The organism is Neomegalonema perideroedes DSM 15528 (assembly GCF_000374145.1).
Classification (GTDB): domain Bacteria; phylum Pseudomonadota; class Alphaproteobacteria; order Rhodobacterales; family Rhodobacteraceae; genus Neomegalonema; species Neomegalonema perideroedes.
In genome coordinates this window covers 40,036-60,125 of sequence record NZ_KB893662.1, presented here as the reverse complement: position 1 = coordinate 60,125, position 20,090 = coordinate 40,036, and the positions used below count along the sequence as shown (strand labels likewise).

Below are 20,090 nucleotides of genomic sequence, written 5' to 3'. Positions count from 1 at the left end.
ATGCGCAATCCGCTTTTCCGCACATTGACCATCGGGCTCTGGGTTCTGGCTCTCGCCGCCGTGGTCTGGGTCTGGTTCGCGGCGCCTAAGGGCCAGCTCCTCTCCGCCGACGAACTCGGGCGCGGCGCCTATCGGCTCACGACCCATGAGGGCCGCCCCTTCACCGAGGCCGATCTGATCGGCGCGCCTTCTCTGGTCTTCTTCGGCTTCACCCATTGCCCCGACGTCTGCCCGACCACCCTCGCCGACATCTCCGACTGGCAGGAGGCGACCGGGAAGGAGATCCGCACCTTCTTCATCACCGTCGATCCCGAGCGCGACACGCCGGAGGTGCTGAAGGCCTATGTCGGCTGGCTGCCCGGCGCCCAAGGCGTGACCGGCCCCCGCCCGGAGATCGAAACGGCTTTGCGGTCCTTTCGCGTCTTCGCCAGCAAAGGCCCGACGGACGCCAACGGAGATTACGCCATGGATCACAGCTCTTCGATCCTGATGTTCTCCAAAGAAGGCCGCTTCGTCGGAACCATCCCCTGGCAGACTCCGGCGGAGGAGGCGGCCGCAAAGCTGAAGGCCCTCTAAGCTCCCCGCGCGCGGGACGCCTTGGCCGCCAACCGCGCGCGGATGCGCTCAAGATCGATTTTCGGCGTCGCGGCGAAGAGCGTCCGCGTATAAGGATGCTCCGGCGCGGCGAATATCTCGTCGCGGGAGCGATATTCCACCACCTCGCCCAGACGCATCACCATCACCTCGTCGGCGACATGGCGCACGACTGAAAGATCATGGCTGATGAAGACGTAGGTGAGGCCGAACTCCTCCTGAAGATCCTGAAGGAGGTTCAGAATCTGGGCCTGCACCGACAGATCCAGAGCGGAGACCGGTTCGTCCAGCACCAGCAGATCCGGATTGACCATCAGCGCCCGGGCGATGGCGACGCGCTGGCGCTGTCCGCCGGAGAACATATGCGGATAGCGATTGGCGTGCTCGGGCTTCAGCCCCACGCGCGCCAGCATCGCCAACGCCTTCTCGCGCCGTTCGGGGGCCGAAAGGCTGGTCGAGAGGAGGAGCGGCTCCTCCAGCACGTCGCCGATCTTCTGGCGCGGATTCAGCGAGCCATAGGGATTTTGAAAGACGATCCGCACCTTGCGGCGCATCTCGCGGCTCAGCCCCGCGCGGAGATCCACAGGCTGGCCGTCGATCAGCACTTCGCCCGAGCTGGGGGCGTCGATCAGGGTGATGATCCGCGCCAGCGTGGATTTCCCGCAGCCCGATTCCCCGACCACCGCCAGAGTCCGGCCGCGCCTCACCTGAAGATCCACGCCCTTCAAAGCGCGGATCGTCTTGCGGGGCCTCGGGAAGCCGCCGGTTTCATAATCCCGCGTGACGGCGCGGGTCTCCAGCACAGGGGGGCTCATGGGCGCGCTCATGTCCGGACTCCCCAATCCCCGACGGCCACGGTCGGCAAGCGTCCGCCCACGGCGTTCTCCGGCAGAGCCGAGAGCAGGGCGCGGGTGTAGGGATGGCGCGGCGCCTCAAAGAGCGTGAGCGCGTCGGCCTCCTCCATCTTCCGCCCCTGATATTGCACGATCACCCGGTCCGCCGTCTCCGCCACCACGCCCATGTCATGGGTGATGAGGACGAGGGCCATGCCGCTCTCCGTCTGGAGATTCAGCAGAAGATCGAGAATCTGTTTCTGGATCGTCACGTCCAGCGCGGTGGTCGGCTCGTCGGCGATGAGCAGCTTGGGCGAGCAGGCCATGGCGATGGCGATCATCGCCCTCTGGCATTGCCCGCCCGACATCTGATGCGGATAGGAGGCGTAGCGCCGTTCCGGCTCGGGGATGCCCACGGCGGTCAGCAGCTCCAGAGCGCGGGCGCGGCGGGCGGAGCCCGAAAGCTTCGTATGGCGCTTCAGCGTCTCGACGATCTGAAACCCCACGGTGAAGCAGGGATTCAGGCTCGCCACCGGCTCCTGAAAGATCATCGCCATGTCGCGCCCCGAGAGCGCCCGGCGCTGGCGCGGGGTCATGCCCAGCAGGTCGCGGCCCTCGAAGCGCATGGCGTCGGCGGAGACGGTCGCCGTGTCGGGCAAAAGGCCCATCACCGCCAGCATGGCCACCGATTTTCCCGAACCGGATTCGCCCACCACCGCCAGCACCTCCCCCTCGTCGACGGAGACGTCGAGGCCCTGCACGGCGAAGAAACGGCCCGCCGTGGTTTCAAAGGACACCGAAAGATTGCGGATCTCCAGAAGCGCCATGGGGTCAGCTCCGCTTGAGTTTCGGGTCGAGCGTGTCGCGCAGCCCGTCGCCGATCAGATTGATCGAGATCACCGTGATCAGAATCGCAAGGCCCGGCATGGTCACCACCCACCAAGCGGAGGTGATGAACTCCCGCGCTTCGGCGAGCATGGCGCCCCATTCCGGCGTCGGCGGCTGCGCGCCCATCCCGAGGAAGCCCAGAGCCGCGGCGTCGAGGATCGCATGAGAAAAGGAGAGCGTCGCCTGAACGATGAGCGGGCCGAGGCAATTGGGCAGGATGGTCCGGAACATCAACCGCAGATGTCCCGCCCCGGCGACGCGGGCCGCGACCACATATTCGCGGTTCTTCTCGGCGAGGACGGCGGCGCGGGTCAGGCGCGCGAAATGGGGCTGCAGAACCACCGCGATGGCGAGCATCGCGTTGAACAGCCCCGGCCCGAGGATCGCCACCAGCACCAGCGCCAGCAAAAGCGAGGGAAAGGCCAGCAGGATGTCCATCAGCCGCATGATCAGCGCGTCGAGCTTGCCGCCGACATAGCCCGCCGCCAGCCCGATCACCACGCCGGAGGTCAGGGCGATGCTCACCACCACCAGACCGATCCCCAGAGAATAGCGCGCGCCGTGCAGAATCCGCGAAAGGATGTCGCGGCCGACGGCGTCGGTGCCGAGCAGGAAAGTCGCGCGGCCTTTCTCCGTCCATGCGGGCGGAGTCAGCAGGGCGTCGCGATATTGGAGGTTCGGCTCATGGGGCGCGATCAGCGGCGCCAGAAGCGCCATGAGGACCATCGCCAGAAAGATCGTCAGCCCGAGGACCGCGCCCCGGCTGCGCGCGAAATAGCGCCAGTTCTCCAGAAGCGGAGAGACCGGCGGCGGAGAAGCGGCGGATTCGGTCATGCGCGCCTCCTCATTGACGCCGGACGCGGGGATTGACCAGCCCATAAAGCAGATCGACGGTCAAATTCACCAGCATCACCACCAGAGCGATCAGCAAAAGCCCGCCCTGCACGACCTGATAATCGCGGCGGGAGATGGAATCGATCATCCATTTGCCGATCCCCGGCCATGAGAAGATGGATTCGGTCAGGATCGCGCCGCCCATCAGCACCGAGACCTGAAGCCCGATGGTCGTGACCACTGGAATCATGGCGTTGCGCAGCGCATGCAGCCCGACCACCCGCAAAGGCGAAAGCCCCTTGGAGCGCGCGGTCATCATATAGACCTCTCCGAGCACCTCCAGCATGGCCGAGCGGGTCTGACGCGCGATCACCGCCAGAGGAATCGTCGCCAGCACGATGGTCGGGAGAATGAGATGCATGACCGCCGATTTGAAGGCCCCCGGACGCCCGGACAACCAACTGTCTATGAGCATGAATCCCGTCACGTCGGGGAAATAATAGGCCAGCCCCATGCGCCCCGAGACCGGCGTCCAACCCAGCGTCGAGGAGAAGGCGATGATCAGCAGCAAAGCCCACCAGAAGATCGGCATGGAATAGCCGACCAGCGCGATTCCCATCGTCAGCTGGTCGATCCAGCTTCCGCGCCGCACCGCCGCGAGGACTCCCGCGGCGATCCCGAGGACGCTCGCCAGAAGAATGGCGCAGAAGGCCAGCTCCAGAGTCGCCGGGAAGCGGGCCATGAACTCCTCAAGCACCGGACGCTTGGTCGAGAAGGAGATGCCGAAATCGCCCCGGAACAATCCCGCGATGTAATCGACGTATTGCCGCCACATCGGTTGATCGAACCCGAATTGCGCGAGAAGCGCCGCATGACGCTCCGGCGAAAGGCCGCGTTCGCCCGCCAGCAGAAGCACCGGATCCCCCGGCAGCATGCGGATGAACAAAAAGGCGAGCAGCGTGATCCCGAGAAAGGTCGGAATGAGCAGCAGCAGGCGCCGGAGAATGAACAGCAGCATCGAGACCCCAATTCCAGATGAGGGCGGGCCGCCTTCAGACGACCCGCCTCCTGCATCAGCAGTCTGCGATCACTCGGCCTTGTCGACGCCCTGGAAGCTGTGCAGCCCCAGAGGATCCTGCACGAAGCCGGTCACGTTCGAGCGCATCGGCAAGGTCACGATGGAATGCGCGATGGTCGCCCAAGGCGCCTCTTGCTTGAAGATCGCCTGCGCCTCATCATAGAGCCGCTTGCGTTCGGCCGGATCCGTCGTGATCTTGGCCTTCTGGATCAGATCCTCATAGGGCTGATGGCACCATTGAGCGCGGTTGTTGGAGCCCACGCCCTCGCAGCCGAGCAGAACGCCGAGGAAGTTGTCCGGGTCGGCGTTGTCGCCGGTCCAGCCGAGCAGCACCGCGCCGTCGCGGTCCACCCGAGAGCTCTGGCTGAGATATTCGCCCCATTCCATCGACACGATCTCGACCTCGACGCCGACGGCGGCGAAATCGGCCTGAAGCAGCTCGGCCATGCGGCGGGCGTTGGGGTTATAGGGGCGCTGCACCGGCATGGCCCAGATCTTCATCTTCAGACCCGAGACTCCGGCGGCCTCCAGCGCGGCCTTCGCGGCGGCGGGATCATAGGGGTCGTCGGTCAGAGCCTCGTTATAGCCCCAAGAGGTCGGGGGCAGAGGATTGACCGCCGCCACGCCGGTTCCCTGAAACACCGCTTCGATGATCGCCTGTTTGTCGATGGCCATGTTCAGCGCGCGACGCACTTCAGGACGGTCGAAAGGCGCCTGCTGGGTGTTATAGGCGAGGAAGCCGATATTGAAGCCTTCCTGCTGCATCACCTTCAGATTCGGATTATCCTTCAGATTCTGGACGTCGGCGGGATTGGGATAGGGAACGACGTCGCATTCGCCCGCGAGCAGCTTCTGCTGACGCACGCCCGGATCCGTGGTGACGGCGAAAATCAGCTGATCCAGCGGCTGCTTGCCTTCCCAATAATCGGCGAAGGCCTCATAGCGGATCACGGCGTCTTGCTGATAATTCACGAAGGTGAAGGGGCCAGTGCCGACCGGCTGAGTGTTCAGCCGCTCTTTCGTTCCGGCGGCCTCCAGCTGATCGGCGTATTCCTTGGAGAGGATCGAGGCGAAGCCCATCGGGAAGCTGGAGAGCAAAGTCACGTCGGGGCGGGTCAGATCGAAGCGCACGGTGAGGTCGTCCACCCGCACGATGTCCTTGATCCCCGAGGCCATGCCGGTCGAGTCGAAGTAATAATAGGAGATGCCCGGCGTATATTCGAACCAGGGGCCTTCCTTATCCAGCTGACGCTTGAAGGAGAAGACCACGTCGTCCGCGTTGAATTCGCGGGTGGGCGTGAACCAAGGCGTCGTCTGGAACTTCACGCCCGGCCGCAGCTTGAAGGTGATCGAGAGGCCGTCCTCCGCCGTCTCCCAGCTTTCGGCCAGACCCGGCGCGACGTCGGTGCTGCCCGCCACGAATTCGATCAGCCGATTATAAACCGGGCGCGCGGAGGCGTCGAGGGTGGTCCCGGCGGTCCAAGGCGCGGGGTCGAAGCCCTCGGGCGAACCCTCGCTGCAGAAAACCAGAGTCTTCGCCTGAGCGGCGGCGGAGCCCGCGATCAGAATCGCAGTGGCGGCCAGAAGCGCCTTCATCCGTTTCATGGAATCGTCCTTCGTAAAAGATCTGCCGTAAAAGATCTGCGAGGCCGGACCAAAGGCCCGACCGGTTCGGTCGATCAGCGTTCAGGCGCGTCCTACGCCTCCCAAAGTTTTTTCGGCCGGCCGCTTCCTCCTCCAAGTGGGAGGCTGAAGGCCCGGCGCTTTTTGGGCTGATGGGGTCGGGCCTCCATCTCGCCTCAGTTCTTGAAATTTGAGCCAAATACATAGAGTATTCAAGGAATATCTTCCGCTACCCGCAATCCGGAACGCGAAAAGAACGCTCCGGCTTCCCCGCTAGGCCGCCGGGAGTTCAGGGAAGATCGCGCGCCCCAATCCGCTCCTTCAGGAGAACCTCATGCTTCCTTCCGCCCTCTCCGCCGGCCGGACGGCCCGCCTCTTCGCAGCCATGGATCGCGAGGGCCTCGACGCGGCGGCCTTCATTCCGGGGCCGAATTTCCAGTTCCTGACCGGCGTGCGCTTCGGCGTGATGGAGCGTCCGACGGCGCTCTTCGTCGCGCGCGACGGCGCGCGCCATGCGGTGATCCCCTTTCTGGAGAAAAGCCGCTGGAGCATGGATGCGCCGGACGTCGAAACCGTCTATTGGCAGGACGCCGACGGCTATGACGCGGCCTTCGTCGAGGTGGCGGCCAAGCTCTCGGCGCGACGCATCGGCGTCGAGGGGCAGCGCATGCGCTTCTTCGAGGCTCTGGCGCTGCGCAAAGCCTTCCCCAAGGCCGAGGTGGTCGACGGCCACGCCGCGCTCTCCTTCATGCGTCTGCATAAGGACGCCGCCGAGATCGCCGCTCTGAGCCGCGCCATCGAGATCAGCGAAAGCGCGCTGGCGGCCACCCTCGCCCAGACGGGCGCGGGCATGACCGAAGCCGAGGTCCGGCGCCGCCTCGTCGCGGAGATGCTGGAGCGCGGCGCCGCCGATCTCGCCTTCGAGCCGATCATTCTGGCCGGAGCCGCCGCCGCCGATTGCCATGGCGTCGTCAGCGCCGAGCGCAAGCTGGAGAAGGGCGGGGCTTTGCTCGTGGATTTCGGCGCGGTCTGGGGCGGCTATAACGCCGACATCACCCGCACCTTCTTCGTGGGCTCGGTCAGCCAGCGCCATCGCGACATCTACGAGGCCGTGCGGGCGGCCAACGCCCTCGGCCATGAGATCGCCGCCCCCGGCGTGACCATGGATGATTACGACCGCCGCGTGACCGAAGTCATGCGCGCGGCGGGCTTCGCGGATCTGGTGGTGCATAAGACCGGCCATGGCCTCGGCATGGAGGTCCATGAGGCGCCGCAGGTGATGATCGGCAATCTTCAGGCCATGGAGCCGGGCGTGGTCTTCACGCTGGAGCCGGGGCTTTATCGCGAAGGCGAGATCGGCGTGCGGATCGAGGATGATCTGGTCGTCACCGAAGAGGGCGCGCGGTCTCTGACCAGCTTCCCCCGCGAATTGACCGTGATCTGAGGGAGAACGAAAGCCCCCGCCGAGCGGATCGGCGGGGGCCGTGAGCGCAATCCGAAAAGTGGAGACCGGTTTTCGGATGAATTGCGCGACCCAAAACGGGCTTCACTTCACCACGAAGCCATGCGCGAAGGGATCGCGGTCGTCGATGAAGATGGTGTTATAGCCGGTCATCCGCGCCCATCCGGCGATGGAAGGGATGATCGCGGGCTTTCCGGCGACCTCCGTCGCGGCCTCGACGCGGCCCTTGAAGATCGATCCGATGATGGATTCGTGGTGGAACTCATCGCCGGGCTTGAGCTTGCCCTTGGCGGCGAGCTGCGCCATGCGCGCCGAAGTCCCGGTGCCGCAGGGCGAGCGGTCGATGGCCTTATCGCCGTAGAAGACCGCATTGCGGGCATGGGCGCCTTGCGTCACGGGGGCGCCGGTCCAGAGAATATGCGTCAGCCCCTTGATCCGCGGATCGCCCGGATGGACGAATTCATATTTGTCGTTCAGCGCCTTGCGGAGTTTGGGCGAAAAGCCGATCAATTCTCCGGCGGTGAAGTCGGCCATGTCGCGGAAATTCTTCTGCGGCTCGACGATGGCGTAGAAATTCCCGCCATAAGCCACATCGACCGCGATTTCGCCCAAGCCCTCGACTTCGGCGGTCAGGCCCTCGGCGTAAAGGAAGCCCGGCACATTGGTCAACCGCACCTCCTCGACGTAGCGCCCTTCCTGACGATAGGCGATTTCGACCTTTCCGGCGGGGGCGTCGATGGCCAGACGCCCCGGCGCGCGCGGCTGGATCAGGCCGTTCTCGATCCCCATGGTGATGGTGCCGATAGTCCCGTGGCCGCACATGGGCAGACAGCCCGAGGTCTCGATGAAGAGCACCGCCACGTCGCAATCGGGGCGCGTCGGGGGATAGAGGATGGATCCCGACATCATGTCATGGCCGCGCGGCTCGAACATCAGGCCGGTGCGGATCCAGTCGAATTCGCGCAGGAAATGGGCGCGTTTCTCCATCATGTCCGCGCCCTCCAGACGCGGGCCGCCGCCCGAGACCAGCCGCACCGGATTGCCGCAGGTATGCCCGTCGATGCAGGAGAAAGTATGGGTCGCCATGGGTTCAGAACCTCTGGGGGGAGAAGGGAGTCAGGTCGAGGGCGGGCGCCGCTCCGGTCGCCAGATCCGCGACCAGACGCGCCGTGCCCGCCGATTGCGTCAAACCGAGGTGGCCATGGCCGAAGGCGTGGATCACGCGCGGCGCGGCCTTTGAAAAGCCGATGGCGGGGAGGCTGTCAGGCAAAGAAGGGCGAAAACCCATCCATTGCGTCCCGCCTTCGGTTTTCAGGCCGGGCAGGAAGTCGCGGGCCTTGCGCAGCATGGCCTCGGAGCGTTTGAAGTTCGGAGGCCGCTTCAGCCCGCCCAGCTCCACCGCCCCGCCGACCCGGATTCCCGTCGAAAGCCGCGTGATGACGAAGCCATGTCCGCCGAAGGTGATTTGTCTGCGCAGATCAAAGGCGTCGGAGGGCAAGGTGGTGTTATAGCCGCGTTCGGTCTCCAGCGGGATGCGCTCGCCGAGGCTCTGCGCCAAAAGATGCGCATGAGCCCCCGCCGCCAGCACGACCCGCTCCGCGCGGAGGGCCTCGCCGCCGGAAAGGGCGATCTCCACGCCTTCCTCCAGAGGCTTCAGCGCGAGGGCTTCGGCGATTTTGATCGCGCCGCCCTGCGCCCGGAAGCGCTCCGCCAAAGCGAGGACGTAAAGCTTCGGATCCGCGATGGAGAACCAGCCCGGCGTGAAGGTGCCATGGGTGAAGCGCGGGTTGAGGCCGGGTTGAATCTCCGCCATCTCCTCAGGGCGCATATGGCGGAATTCGATCCCGTGATCCGCCCGCGCCTTCCAGCCCTCTAAGCCGGCGTCGAATTCGGCCTGAGACTCATAAACCTGAAGATTGCCGTCCTTGCGCAGCATCCCCAAAGCGCCCGCTCTGGCGAGGAAGGGCTCAAGCTCGGCTTTGGAGAGATCCATCAGCGCCGTCTGCGCGACGGTCGAAGCCGCCACCTGAGCGGGCGAGCAGGCGCGCCAGAACCGAAACATCCAAGGCGCGATCTGCAAGGCGTAGCCCGGGGGCACGCTGAGCGGCCCCAACGGATCCAGCAGCCATTTCGGCGCCTTCTTCAGAATGCCCGGCGAGGCCAGCGGCAAAATATCGGTGAAGGCGAAAGCCCCGGCGTTGCCCGCCGAGGCCCCGGCGGCGGGGCCCTCGCGGTCGAGGACGAGGACGCTCAATCCCCGTTCCTGCAAGGCGAGGGCCGCCGAAAGCCCGACGACTCCCGCGCCGATCACGATCATCTGCAAGGGCGGCGCATCCGGCGAAGCTGACATGCGGATCCCCTCAATGCGTCGCGGCGAGGAATTTTTGCGTTTCAAGATGCTGCGGCGCTCCAAATAAGCGATCCGGCGGCGCGATCTCGGCCATGACGCCCTGATGGAAGAAGGCCACCCGATCCGAGACCTCGCGGGCGAATTTCATCTCATGCGTCACGCAGATCATGGTCATGCCCTCCGAGGCCAGCAGACGCAAAGTATCCAGCACCTCGCCGACCAGCATGGGATCCAGCGCGGAAGTCACCTCGTCGAAGAGCATATAGGTGGGGCTCATGGCCAAGGCCCGGGCGATGGCCATGCGCTGCTGCTGTCCGCCCGACATGCGGGTCGGATAGACGCTCAGCTTCTCCGCGAGCCCGACATGGGTCAGCTGCTTCACCGCGACCTCCTCCGCCTGAGCCTTAGTCATGCCCAGAGCCTTGCGCGGCGCCAGCATGACGTTCTCCAGCACGGTCAGATGCGGGAAGGCGTTCCATTGCTGAAAGACGATGCCGATCTTCTGACGCAGCTTATTAAGGTCGGTGGATTTGGCGTGGACCTCGGTTCCGTCGACCTTGATGCGGCCGGAGTTGATCGGCTCCAGACCATTGATGCAGGTCAGCAGCGTCGATTTCCCCGAGCCGGAGCCGCCGATCACCGTCAGCACCTCGCCTTTGGCCACGGTCAGGTCGATGCCCTTGAGCACCTCCAGCGCGCCGAAGGATTTGCGGACGTTTTCAATCTCAATCATAGGTCCAGCGCCTTTCGAGATAACCGCCGAAACGGGCGATGGGGAAGGAGATGAGGAAGTAGAAGGCCCCGCAGACCATCAGCAGGAACAAGGGCTCCTGAAGCCGCGTGATGAGGACCTGCGTGGAGCGGAGAAGCTCGACCACGCCGATGATGAAGACCAGCGAGGAATCCTTCATCACGCCGAGCGAAAGCCCGATCCACGAAGGCAAAGCCACCCGAACCGCCATGGGCGCCGTGACGCTGGTCATCTCCTGCCCCCAGCTCAGGCCCAGCGAGCGCGCCGCGCGGCGCAGATTGGGCGGAACGGCCTCTACGCCGCCGCGCACGATCTCGGAGCAATAGGCCGCCGTATAGAGCGAGAGCACGCCGCAGGCCACCACGAAGCCCGTGACGTTCCAACTGAAGCCCGTCACGCGCCAGCCGAGCACCGTCGTCACGAAGGCGTTGGCGAGCACCAGTTGGATCAGCAGCGGAATGGAGCGGAAGACGTCGAGGACGAAGGTCAGCGGCGCGGCCCAGATCGGCCCGACCTGAAAGCGGAAGACGCCGAAGATCACCCCGAGGATCGTGCCGAAGAACACGGCGATCGCCGTCACGATCAAAGTGATTCCCGCCCCTTTGGCCAGAAAGATCAGATCGTTCATCGTCAAAGCGGTGTCGAACATGGCGGCCCCCTCAATAGCGGAAGAGTCGGGCCGCGATCAGGCGGGCCGAGAGGGTGATCGCCTTGGTGATCACATAGAAGATCACGGCGGCGATGGCGAAAAGCTCGAAGGTGCGGAAGGTGCGGGCGTTGAGATCGCTCGTGACGCCGTAAAGATCGGTGTTCATCGCCACCACCGCGCCGAGCGAGGTCATGAGGATGGCCCAGACCATCTGATTGGTCATCGGCAGAAAGGCGATGCGCAGCATCTGCGGCAGGATGATGTGGCGGAAGGCTTGAAGCTGGCTCAGACCGAGCGAGCGTCCAGCGCGGGTCTGGGTCTCAGGAATGGCCTTGAGCGCGCCGCGGAAATTCTCGGCGAGATAGCCCGCGTTGTTGAAGGCGATGCCGATCAGCAGCGACACATAAGGCGAGAGATGGATCCCAAAGCCGCCAAGGCCGAAATGCGCCATATAGATCTGAAACAGCGCGGGCGTGTTGCGCGCGATCTCGACCCAGGTCGTCGCGATGGCCGAGAGGATCCGATTGCCGGACAGCCTGCACAGCGTCAGCAGGATCGCCACCGAAACGCCGATGGCCATGGAGAGCAAAGCGATCTCCATGGTGACGAGCGCCCCCTCCAGCATCCGGGGCAGAGAATTCAGCGCCTGATTCCACCTGAAATTATAATTGAACATGACCGCCTCGACTGTCGGAGCGACAAGACGGCGCGGAGGAAGCTCCTCCGCGCCGGGCGATCAGGTTCAGCGATAGACGCCGTTGATCGTCAGGTTGGCGGGCTCGCCGGTCTCGCTGACCCATTTCTTGTAAAGCTCGACGTACCGGCCGGTGCGCACCTGCTGATTCACGAAGAGATTCAGATAATTGATCATGCCGTATTCTTCGCGCAGCGTGATCAGCGCGACGTAATCGGGCACCATGGGCGCCTTGTCCACGATGCGGATTCCGGCGAATTTCCCGCTTTTCACATTGGCCTCCGCGACCTCGACGGTCGAGACGGTGGCGTCGAGCTGGCCCTGAGACAGCGCGAGGAAGACGTCCGCTTGATTCTGATAGGGGCGGAAGGTTCCCGAACCCCATTCCTTCACGCGCTCCTCCAGCCAGATAGCTTCATAGGTGCCCGCGGTGGCGCCGACGGTCTTGCCCTTCAGATCCTCGAAGCTCGCAACGCCCTCGGCCCGCGAGCCCGCGACCACGGCGTTCTCGAAGGCGTAATAGGGAATGGAGAAGCCGACGGTCTTGGCGCGCTCCAGCGTGTCGGAGGTCGAGGCCACGGCCACGTCCACCCGGCCCGACATCAGCGCCGGAATGCGCTCGGGGAAGGTGGTCTCGACCACCTCGGCCTTCACGCCGAGAGCCTTGGCGAGATCCTCGCAATAATCGACGTCGAAGCCGATGGGCTTGTTGTCGGCGTCGCGCGAGCCCATGGGCGGGAAGTCCAGCACCACCGCGCAGCGCAAGGTTCCGGAGGAGATGACGTCGTCCAGCTTATCGGCCTGAGCCGCGCCCGCGAAAGCGACGCCGACGGCGAGTCCGAAAGCGAAAAGAGGGGTCTTCATGAGGTTTCTCCCTTGGTCGTCTGATTCTTGTTGTTCTGAGTCTTCTCAATACGCGCAGCAAAAATCAAAGTAAAAACACAAAGAATATACAAGCAATATCCATTCGCGCGCCGCCGCGCCGGAACCCTTCGCCGGAGGCGGTCCGCGCGAAAGAAGTTGAAAGCCATGGCTCAAGAAATTATTTTATTTGTCGACAAGATACGGATCCATTTCAGCAGGAGAGCGTCCAGATGTCCGAAGCCGCGATCGACGCCGCCCCAGAACGCAAGCGCGGCTCCGGCGTCAAGATGGTCTACGACCTTCTGCGCGACGATATTCTGGATCTGGCGCTTCTCCCCGGCAGCCCCATCGACGAAGTGCAGTTGGCGGAGCGCTTCGGCATGTCGCGCACGCCCATCCGCGAGGCTCTGGTGCGGCTGGCGAGCGAAGGGCTGGTCGAGACTCTGCCCAATCGCTCGACCATGGTCTCGAACATCGATTTTCTGAATCTACATCATTTCTTCGACGCGATCACGCTGATGTATCGCGTCACGACGCGGCTGGCGGCGCGGGCCCGCCGCCCGGAGGATCTCCAGATCATCCGCGCCCATCAGGCGCAATTCGCGGCGGCGGTGGCGGCTCAGGACGCTCTGGCGATGATCTCGACCAATCGCGAGTTTCACGCCGCCATCGCCGAGGCGGCGCGCAATCCCTATTTCCTCAACATCTCGCTGCGGATTCTGGACGACGGCCGCAGGCTGCTGCGCCTCTATTACCAATCCTTCGAGGATCGTCTGCCGCAGGAATACGTCGAGGAGCATGAAGCGATCATCGCCGCCATCGAAGCCCGCGACGTCGAGCTTTGCGACCGCCTCGCCCGCGCCCATGCGGATCAGATCGTGCGTCAGATTCAGCAGCTCTTCGCCCGCGACCACCGGCAGGATCTGGCTTTGTGAGCCTTGTCTATTTTTTGTCGACAAATAAAATTCACGGCATATCATGCCGGAAAGCGACGAAGACCGGCCCCCATGAAACCCCTCTGCGGCGGCGCGGCTGATTAAAATCGGAGGAAGCTGATGAATACGGAGATCTTCACCGGAGTCATTCCCGCCCTGATGACCCCTTGCAAGGCCGACCGCACCCCGGATTTCGACGCGCTCGTCCGCAAGGCCAAGCAGCTGATCGCCGACGGCATGTCGGCGGTGGTCTATTGCGGCTCGATGGGCGATTGGCCTCTGCTGACCGACGCCCAGCGCATGGAGGGCGTCGAGCGGCTGGTGAAGGCCGGTCTTAAGGTGATCGTCGGCACGGGCGCGGTGAACAGCGCCTCAGCCGTGGCGCTGGCGGCTCATGCGCAGAAAGTCGGGGCGGCGGGGCTGATGGTCATTCCCCGGGTGCTCTCGCGCGGCAAATCTCCGACGGCCCAGCGCCATCACTTCAAGGCGATCCTCGCCGCGGCGCCGGATCTCCCGGCGGTGATCTACAACAGCCCGCATTACGGCTTTGAGACCAAAGCGGATCTCTTCTTCGCCCTGCGCGCCGATCATCCGAATCTCGTGGGCTTCAAGGAGTTCGGCGGCGCCGCCGCCATGACCTACGCCGCCGAGCATATCGCCAGCGGAAATCCGGACGTGGTGCTGATGGCGGGCGTGGATACGGGCGTCTATCACGGCTACGTCAAGGCGGGCGCGACCGGCACCATCACCGGCATCGGCAACGCCTTGCCCAAGCAGATCCTGCATTTCGTGGCGCTGGCCAAGGCCGCCGCGACGGGCGACGTCGAGGCCCGCGCCCGCGCCCGCGAATTGGGCGAGGCTCTGGAAGTCCTCTCCACCTGGGACGAAGAGACGGAGCTGGTCCTCTATTATAAATACATGCTCGAGCTGGACGGCGAGGCGGAATATAAGCTCCACTTCAACGCCACCGACGAGCTTTCCCCGAGCCAGCGCGCTTGGGCCAAAGCGCAATACGATCAGTTCAAGGCTTGGTACGCCGAATGGAGCAAGCTCCCCGGCGCCGTGCAGAAATATCGGGTCTGAGACGGCCTTAAGCCTCGACCGGGCTTTCCGGTCGGGGCGGGCTTCAGGTCAGCACGTAATCCTTCGGCGTCGGCGCGGGCGGCAGATCCGTCTCGCCCATGGCGGCGCGGAGGTTGATCTCGATGATCTTGGCGTAGGCCGAGATGGGCAGATCATTCGGATCCAATCCGAAAGGCTCCTCCAGCTCCTCGCCCACGGCGTCGAGGCCGAAGAAGGCGTAGGCCGCCAGCATGGTCGCCAGAGGCGTGCCCCAGCCGAGGCTGTCGGCCAGCCCGAAAGGCAGCATGAAGCAGAAAAGATAAGCCGTGCGATGCAGCAGCAGCGCATAGGGGAAAGGCAAAGGCGTGTTCGCCAGACGCTCGCAGCCCACCAGCGCCTGATTCAGCCGCACGAGGCTTTCATTCAGCGTCAGAGCCTCGACCGGCTCCAGCCGTCCCGCGCGGAGAAGCTCCCCGATCCGGCGCGCGATGCGCATCAGAAAGGCGTCGGCGGGATTGATCAGGCCGAGCCCCGCGCCCGGCGCATGATCCTCGCCGAGGGACTCGCCGCGTTGCCGCCGGACCGCCGCCTCGGCGAAGCCGATCACGGCGAGCAGGATCTCGCGGCGCTCCGGCGAGGCATGATCCGGGCTGGAATCCAGCGGGAGAGTCTGGCGGGCGAGATCGCGCGCCGTATGGATGATCTGACCCCAGAGCTTGCGGGCCTCCCACCAGCGGTCATAGCTGGAGTTGTTCTTGAAGCTCATGAAGACCGACAGGGCCACGCCGATCAGCGCGAAAGGCGCGGGATCCACGCCCGGCGCCCAGTCCGGCGCATAGCGATGCGCCGCCACCACCAGCGCCGAAAGCAGCCCCACGCCGAATAATTGCGGCCAGATGCGCGGAATGATGGAGCCCTTCAGCACGAAAAACAGCGTCAGCGCGCCGGGGCGTTTGCGGATGATCATGCGGGGAGGACCGGACCGGAGGCGAAATCCCGCCTAATCTGCCCAGAGCGCCCCCCGGCGTCCAGCCGTTTGCGCCCGCCTGCGCCGCCATGACGCGCGCTTTCAGACTCCGGCCGCCTCTGTGGAGAAGCGCAATTCGATGCGGGCGGCGTAACGCGCGCCGGGGCGGAGGATCGCCGAGCCCGCGCCCCATTCCGGCGGCATGTTGACCGCATTGGGCCAAATCTGCGGCTCCAGACAAAGGGCGTCATGTTTGACGTAGGCCCGTCCGCCCTTCCCGACCACCGCGCCTTTCAGGAAATTCCCGGTGTAAAGCTGAAGCCCCGGCTGATCGGTCAGAAGCTCCATGCGGCGGCCCGTGACCGGATCGACAAGCTCCGCCCGCCCCTGATCCAGACATAAACAATGGTCATAGCCGCCCGCGAGGCCGGTCAGAGGCTGAGTCCCGTCGCGGAAATCGAAGGGGGTTCCGGCGACCGGCGCCGGAAAAGAGGGAATCCGCGCGGCGTCCACCGGCAGATAGCGCGAGGCCGCCGCCTTGAAACGATAGGTCAGAGCCGATTGCGGACGGCTCTCCAGACCCCGCGCCCCCGCCAGAGCGAAAAAGCTGTGATTGGTCAGCGCGACCGGCGTCGGAGCCTCGGCCTCGGCTTCCTGCAGGATGGTCAGAACCGCCGCCTCGCCTTCTTGGGCGAAGCTGTAGGTCACGCGCAGGCGCAATTCGCCCGGAAAGCCCTGATCCCCATCCGGAGAGGTCAGCGCCAGCCGGACGAAGCCCTCCTCCGCCGCCTCGATCCGCCAGAGCCGGCGGTCGAAGCCCTCGGGGCCGCCATGAAGCGTGTTGTCGCCCTCGTTCCGCGCGAGGCGGAATTCGCGCCCGTCGAGCGTGAAGCGGCCTCCGGCGATGCGGTTGGCCACCCGCCCGACGGTGGAGCCGAAGAAGCTCCGGTGATTCAGATAGCCCGCGAGATCGTCATGGCCCAGCGCCACGTCGTCGAGATCGCCGCCCCGGTCCGGAACCTCAAGACTCTGGAGCGTCGCGCCATAGGTCAGAATCCGCGCCCGCGCCGCGCCCGCCTCAAGGGTGATCCGCTCGACGGAGGCGCCTTCGGGCGTCCGGCCGAAATCTTCGATCATGTCTGGAACTCCTCGACGAGGCGGCGCTCGCCCAGCAAGAAGGCGTCGGCGACCAGCTCCAGCGGCGTCAGATCCACATCCGACTCCCCCGCCGCGATCAGCTCGGCGAAGCGCGCGTAGAGGCGGCGATATTCCTCATCGGCGGCGGCGATCTTCTCGGCGCCCCCCACGAAAAGACGGGCGCCGCCCTCGCGGAGGAGGATCTCCGGGCCGTCGCTCTCGACGCGGACGTCCCAAGTCTGCGGCCCGGTCTGACGCCAGTCGAATTCCGCCTCGACCGGCGCGCCGGAGGCCGCGCTCATGGAGACCCGCGCGGCGATGGGCGCCTGCTTATTGGCGGGAACCTCCAGCAGCGCGGCCCGCATATGGACCGGCTGCGGCAGAATGCGGGTCAGAACCGAAAGCGCGTTGATCCCCGGATCGAAGACTCCGAGGCCGCCCGGATTCCAGATCCATTCCTGACCCGGATGCCAATGACGCACGTCCTCTTTCCAGATGATCTCCACGCGCCGGATCTCGGCGCCGGAGAGCAGATCCCGCGCCGCCTCCACCGCCGCCGCCGCGCGGGAATGCCAGGAGGCGAAGAGCGTCAGACCCTTGGCCTGCGCCAAAGCCGCGAGGCTCCGCACTTCGCTGAGGCTGGCGCCGGGAGGCTTCTCCAGCATGACGTGGCGCCCGGCCTGAAGCGCCGCCCAAGCCTGTTCGAAACGTCCCTGCGGCGGGGTGCAGAGCGAGACCGCCCTGATCTCGGGATGGGCCGCCAGCATGGCCGCGAGATCGCGATGGCTCGGCGTTCCCTCAAGCGCGGCGTTGCGGCTGGCCACGGCGGCCAGCCGCAAAGAGGGCGTCGCGGCCAGAGAAGGGACATGCTGATTGCGCGCGATCACGCCGAGGCCCACAAGGCCGAGCGCAAGAGGATCGGTCATCGGGGATCTCCGCAAAGGTCGAGACGAAAGGCGGGTTCGGGCTTGCCGGGGACGGAATCCTCCGCCGCGAAGAGCGCGCCCGACAAAGGCGCCTCCGCGATCTGCGCGGGCGAGAGCCCTTGCGTCGCCGAGGAGCAGAACAGCGTCCGATAATCCGGCCCGCCGGAGGCCGGACAAGTCGTATGGAGCGCCGGGAAGCTCAGCCGCGCGCCGATCCCGCCTTGCGGCGAGACCGCGACCACCGCCCCCGCGCCCCAGAGCGCCACGCGCAAAGAGCCGTCGGCCATGGTCACGGCGCCGTCCGGCCAGAGGCCATGGCGCGAAAAATCCACGAAGATCTCCGGCTCGGCGGCGGGCCAGCCTTGGGCGTCCAGCGCCACGCGGAAGAGCAAGCCCCGCTCCGTATCGGCGAAATAGCCCAGAAGCCGATCCGGCGCGAAGCAAACCGCGTTCGGAATAGAGAGATTGGCGTAAAGCCGCCGCAGCTCACCCGCGAAATAGCGGTAAAGCGCGCCCTCGCCCGGCTCGGCGGATTTGCCCATGGTCCCGATCCAGAAGCCGCCCCAAGGATCGGCCCGCCCGTCGTTGGAGCGGGTGGCGGGATTCTCCGCCTCCAGATCGGCCAGACGCCGGACGAAGCGCCCGGACTCCAGATCGAAGACCGAAAGCCCCGTCTCCGAAGCGATCAGCAGCCGCTTGCGGTCGATCCATGCGGCGGCGGAGCAGATTTCCGGCAAGGCGACTTCGCGGGTCGCGCCGCTCTCCGGCGCGCGCGAGAGCAGACGCCGCCCGGTCACGTCGAACCAGAATAATTCTCGCCGCTCAGGATGCCAGAGCGTCCCTTCGCCGAGCGCGCAGATGCGGGAATCGAACAAAGTCACGCCTTGGCCTCCTGCGCGGCGTCATAGGCCGCGACCAGACGCGCCGCCCGCTCCGCGATTTCGGCGAGGGAGAAGCCCGGCTGATAAAGCGCCGTGCCTATGCCGAAGCCGTCCGCGCCCGCTTTGAGCCAGAGGCCGAAATTCTCCGCCCCCGCCCCGCCCACGGCGTAGACCTGAGTCCCCGGCGGCAAGACGGCCCGCAGAGCCTTCAGACCCTCCGGCCCCGCCATGAAGCCGGGAAAAAGCTTCAGCCCCGTCGCTCCGGCCTTCAGCGCTGTGAAAGCCTCGGTGGGGGTGAAGAAGCCCGGCCATGAAGCCAGCCCCAAAGCCCGCGTGGCGGCGATCACCTCGGGGTCGCAATTGGGCGAGACGATCAGCCGCCCGCCCGCCGCCGCGACCCGTCCGACCTCATCGGGCGTCAGGACGGTGCCCGCGCCGATCCCGACGTCCGGATCTCCCGCGAAGGCCTTCGCCATGCGCGAGATCGAGTCGAAAGGCTGCGGCGAGTTCAGCGGCACCTCCATCACGGAGATCCCCGCCTTCACCAGAACCTCCGCACAAGGGACGGCCTCCTCGGGGCGCAGGCCGCGCAGAATGGCGATGATCTTCCGGCTCACAGGTTCTTCCCTTCCTGAATCAAGGCGAGGCCGCGCCGCGCCAGCTCCGCGCCGTCGCAGGCCCGCGCCGCGAGTCCGAGCGACCGCAAAGCCGCCAGATAGGCCCGCGCCAATCCGCCCGCGCCGATCACGACGCAATCTCCGCCCGGATCGAATCCGGCCAGCTCCGCGCCGATCAGCATCCCCGATAATCTCGACCGCGCGGCCTGCGCAGGCAAGCCCTCCAACAGCCCCTCGGCCCGCAGAGCGAAGAGGCCGCGCAGCGCGCGCCCCTCGGCGCCGATCCCCACGCCCTCGACGAAGGCGGCGAGATCCTCGCCCTCCCCGCTCTGGAGCGAATGGCGCAAGACCGAGCCTTGCGAGAGCAACGCGAAAAGCTCGCCGGTCATCCAGGTGGAGAAGCTCAAGACCTTTCCGTCCGCGATCCGCGCCTGTTTGGAATGGGTGCCGGGGAGGATCAAGGCGCCTGCGAAGGCGGGCTCGCCCGCGAGGAACCCCGCGATCTGAGTCTCTTCGCCGCGCATGACGTCGGCGGGAGAGGCTTGACTGAGGCCCGGCGTAATCCGCAGGGAGAGGCGAGGGTCTTGCGTCGGCGCGAGGATGGTCTCGCCCGGCGCGACGGGCGCGCAGGGAACGGCGCGATAAGGCGCTTCGATCCAGCCATGGCGCGCCCCGACCATCCCGCAGGCGAGCACGGGCGTGACGCGCCCTTCGGTCAGCCAAGGCCCGATGACCCGCAGAAGCGCCGGTTCGAAATCCTCGCGCGCCAGACCGGAGGCCCCTTCGCCGGAGGCGGATTCCGCAAGCGGCTCTCCGCCGCGCATCGCGAAGGCGCGCAGATTCGAAGAGCCCCAGTCCACCGCGATCCATTCGGGAGAAACGTTCATGACGGCTTCTCGGCTCCTTTTGGTTTCGGCGCGCCCCGCCGGAGGGGGAGGATGCGGG

General features: G+C 65.6%; 21 protein-coding genes. 4 read left to right on the top strand and 17 right to left on the bottom strand.

Features of this window, described 5'->3' with window-relative positions:
• Positions 1–576 (top strand): SCO family protein, encoded by a 576-nt coding sequence (locus B161_RS0113340; protein ID WP_157755650.1) that lies wholly within the window; start codon positions 1–3, stop codon positions 574–576.
• Here B161_RS0113340 and B161_RS0113335 read toward each other — a convergent pair.
• From B161_RS0113335 to B161_RS0113315, 5 genes are all read right to left on the bottom strand, one after another.
• Complete coding sequence (locus B161_RS0113335) at positions 573–1,421, bottom strand: ABC transporter ATP-binding protein (protein WP_018633938.1); 849 nt, start codon at positions 1,419–1,421, stop codon at positions 573–575. The two genes, B161_RS0113340 and B161_RS0113335, sit on opposite strands and share 4 nt — an antisense overlap.
• Entirely contained in the window at positions 1,418–2,254 is an 837-nt protein-coding gene (locus B161_RS18075; protein WP_018633937.1) for an ABC transporter ATP-binding protein, read from the bottom strand. Before B161_RS18075 ends, B161_RS0113335 begins: the two co-directional genes overlap by 4 nt.
• A 4-nt stretch (positions 2,255–2,258) precedes the next feature.
• A complete protein-coding gene (locus B161_RS0113325; protein WP_018633936.1) occupies positions 2,259–3,149 on the bottom strand; it encodes an ABC transporter permease subunit in 891 nt (296 codons plus the stop codon).
• Between the two features lie 10 nt (positions 3,150–3,159).
• Positions 3,160–4,167: an ABC transporter permease subunit gene (locus tag B161_RS0113320; protein WP_018633935.1), complete on the bottom strand. Its 1,008-nt coding sequence runs from the start codon at positions 4,165–4,167 to the stop codon at positions 3,160–3,162.
• A gap of 69 nt (positions 4,168–4,236) precedes the next feature.
• Positions 4,237–5,832: an ABC transporter substrate-binding protein gene (locus B161_RS0113315; protein WP_018633934.1), complete on the bottom strand. Its 1,596-nt coding sequence runs from the start codon at positions 5,830–5,832 to the stop codon at positions 4,237–4,239.
• Positions 5,833–6,184: 352 nt separating this feature from the next.
• Between B161_RS0113315 and B161_RS0113310 the strand changes: the two genes are divergently transcribed.
• On the top strand, positions 6,185–7,294 hold the full coding sequence (locus B161_RS0113310) for a M24 family metallopeptidase (RefSeq protein WP_018633933.1): 1,110 nt from the start codon (positions 6,185–6,187) through the stop codon (positions 7,292–7,294).
• A 102-nt stretch (positions 7,295–7,396) separates the two neighbouring features.
• Here the strand turns inward: B161_RS0113310 and B161_RS0113305 are convergent, their stop codons facing one another.
• The 6 genes from B161_RS0113305 to B161_RS0113280 form a co-directional block, all read right to left on the bottom strand.
• Positions 7,397–8,398 (bottom strand): 4-hydroxyproline epimerase, encoded by a 1,002-nt coding sequence (locus B161_RS0113305; RefSeq protein WP_018633932.1) that lies wholly within the window; start codon positions 8,396–8,398, stop codon positions 7,397–7,399.
• A 4-nt stretch (positions 8,399–8,402) separates the two neighbouring features.
• On the bottom strand, positions 8,403–9,662 hold the full coding sequence (locus B161_RS0113300; protein WP_018633931.1) for an NAD(P)/FAD-dependent oxidoreductase: 1,260 nt from the start codon (positions 9,660–9,662) through the stop codon (positions 8,403–8,405).
• Positions 9,663–9,672: 10 nt separating this feature from the next.
• Positions 9,673–10,395: an amino acid ABC transporter ATP-binding protein gene (locus tag B161_RS0113295; RefSeq protein ID WP_018633930.1), complete on the bottom strand. Its 723-nt coding sequence runs from the start codon at positions 10,393–10,395 to the stop codon at positions 9,673–9,675.
• Positions 10,388–11,062 (bottom strand): amino acid ABC transporter permease, encoded by a 675-nt coding sequence (locus tag B161_RS0113290; protein ID WP_018633929.1) that lies wholly within the window; start codon positions 11,060–11,062, stop codon positions 10,388–10,390. Before B161_RS0113290 ends, B161_RS0113295 begins: the two co-directional genes overlap by 8 nt.
• A gap of 10 nt (positions 11,063–11,072) precedes the next feature.
• Complete coding sequence (locus B161_RS0113285; protein WP_018633928.1) at positions 11,073–11,738, bottom strand: amino acid ABC transporter permease; 666 nt, start codon at positions 11,736–11,738, stop codon at positions 11,073–11,075.
• 66 nt (positions 11,739–11,804) lie between these two features.
• Complete coding sequence (locus B161_RS0113280) at positions 11,805–12,620, bottom strand: ABC transporter substrate-binding protein (protein ID WP_018633927.1); 816 nt, start codon at positions 12,618–12,620, stop codon at positions 11,805–11,807.
• Between the two features lie 230 nt (positions 12,621–12,850).
• Between B161_RS0113280 and B161_RS0113275 the strand changes: the two genes are divergently transcribed.
• Both B161_RS0113275 and B161_RS0113270 read left to right on the top strand, forming a co-directional pair.
• Positions 12,851–13,555: a GntR family transcriptional regulator gene (locus B161_RS0113275; RefSeq protein ID WP_018633926.1), complete on the top strand. Its 705-nt coding sequence runs from the start codon at positions 12,851–12,853 to the stop codon at positions 13,553–13,555.
• Positions 13,556–13,675: 120 nt separating this feature from the next.
• Complete coding sequence (locus B161_RS0113270; RefSeq protein ID WP_018633925.1) at positions 13,676–14,638, top strand: dihydrodipicolinate synthase family protein; 963 nt, start codon at positions 13,676–13,678, stop codon at positions 14,636–14,638.
• Positions 14,639–14,681: 43 nt separating this feature from the next.
• Here the strand turns inward: B161_RS0113270 and B161_RS0113265 are convergent, their stop codons facing one another.
• The 6 genes from B161_RS0113265 to B161_RS0113240 form a co-directional block, all read right to left on the bottom strand.
• Positions 14,682–15,584 carry a bestrophin family protein gene (locus B161_RS0113265; RefSeq protein WP_018633924.1) on the bottom strand — a complete coding sequence of 301 codons (903 nt, stop codon included), beginning with the start codon at positions 15,582–15,584 and terminating at the stop codon, positions 14,682–14,684.
• Positions 15,585–15,686: 102 nt separating this feature from the next.
• Positions 15,687–16,721: an aldose epimerase family protein gene (locus tag B161_RS18070; protein WP_018633923.1), complete on the bottom strand. Its 1,035-nt coding sequence runs from the start codon at positions 16,719–16,721 to the stop codon at positions 15,687–15,689.
• Complete coding sequence (locus tag B161_RS0113255; protein ID WP_018633922.1) at positions 16,718–17,647, bottom strand: Gfo/Idh/MocA family protein; 930 nt, start codon at positions 17,645–17,647, stop codon at positions 16,718–16,720. Before B161_RS0113255 ends, B161_RS18070 begins: the two co-directional genes overlap by 4 nt.
• Positions 17,644–18,528 carry an SMP-30/gluconolactonase/LRE family protein gene (locus tag B161_RS18065; RefSeq protein WP_018633921.1) on the bottom strand — a complete coding sequence of 295 codons (885 nt, stop codon included), beginning with the start codon at positions 18,526–18,528 and terminating at the stop codon, positions 17,644–17,646. The genes B161_RS0113255 and B161_RS18065 overlap by 4 nt, the downstream gene beginning before the upstream one ends.
• Positions 18,525–19,145, bottom strand: a complete 621-nt coding sequence (locus B161_RS0113245) for a 2-dehydro-3-deoxy-6-phosphogalactonate aldolase (protein ID WP_018633920.1) — start codon at positions 19,143–19,145, stop codon at positions 18,525–18,527. The genes B161_RS18065 and B161_RS0113245 overlap by 4 nt, the downstream gene beginning before the upstream one ends.
• Positions 19,142–20,032 carry a 2-dehydro-3-deoxygalactonokinase gene (locus B161_RS0113240; RefSeq protein WP_018633919.1) on the bottom strand — a complete coding sequence of 297 codons (891 nt, stop codon included), beginning with the start codon at positions 20,030–20,032 and terminating at the stop codon, positions 19,142–19,144. Before B161_RS0113240 ends, B161_RS0113245 begins: the two co-directional genes overlap by 4 nt.
• Between the last annotated feature and the right edge of the window lie 58 nt (positions 20,033–20,090).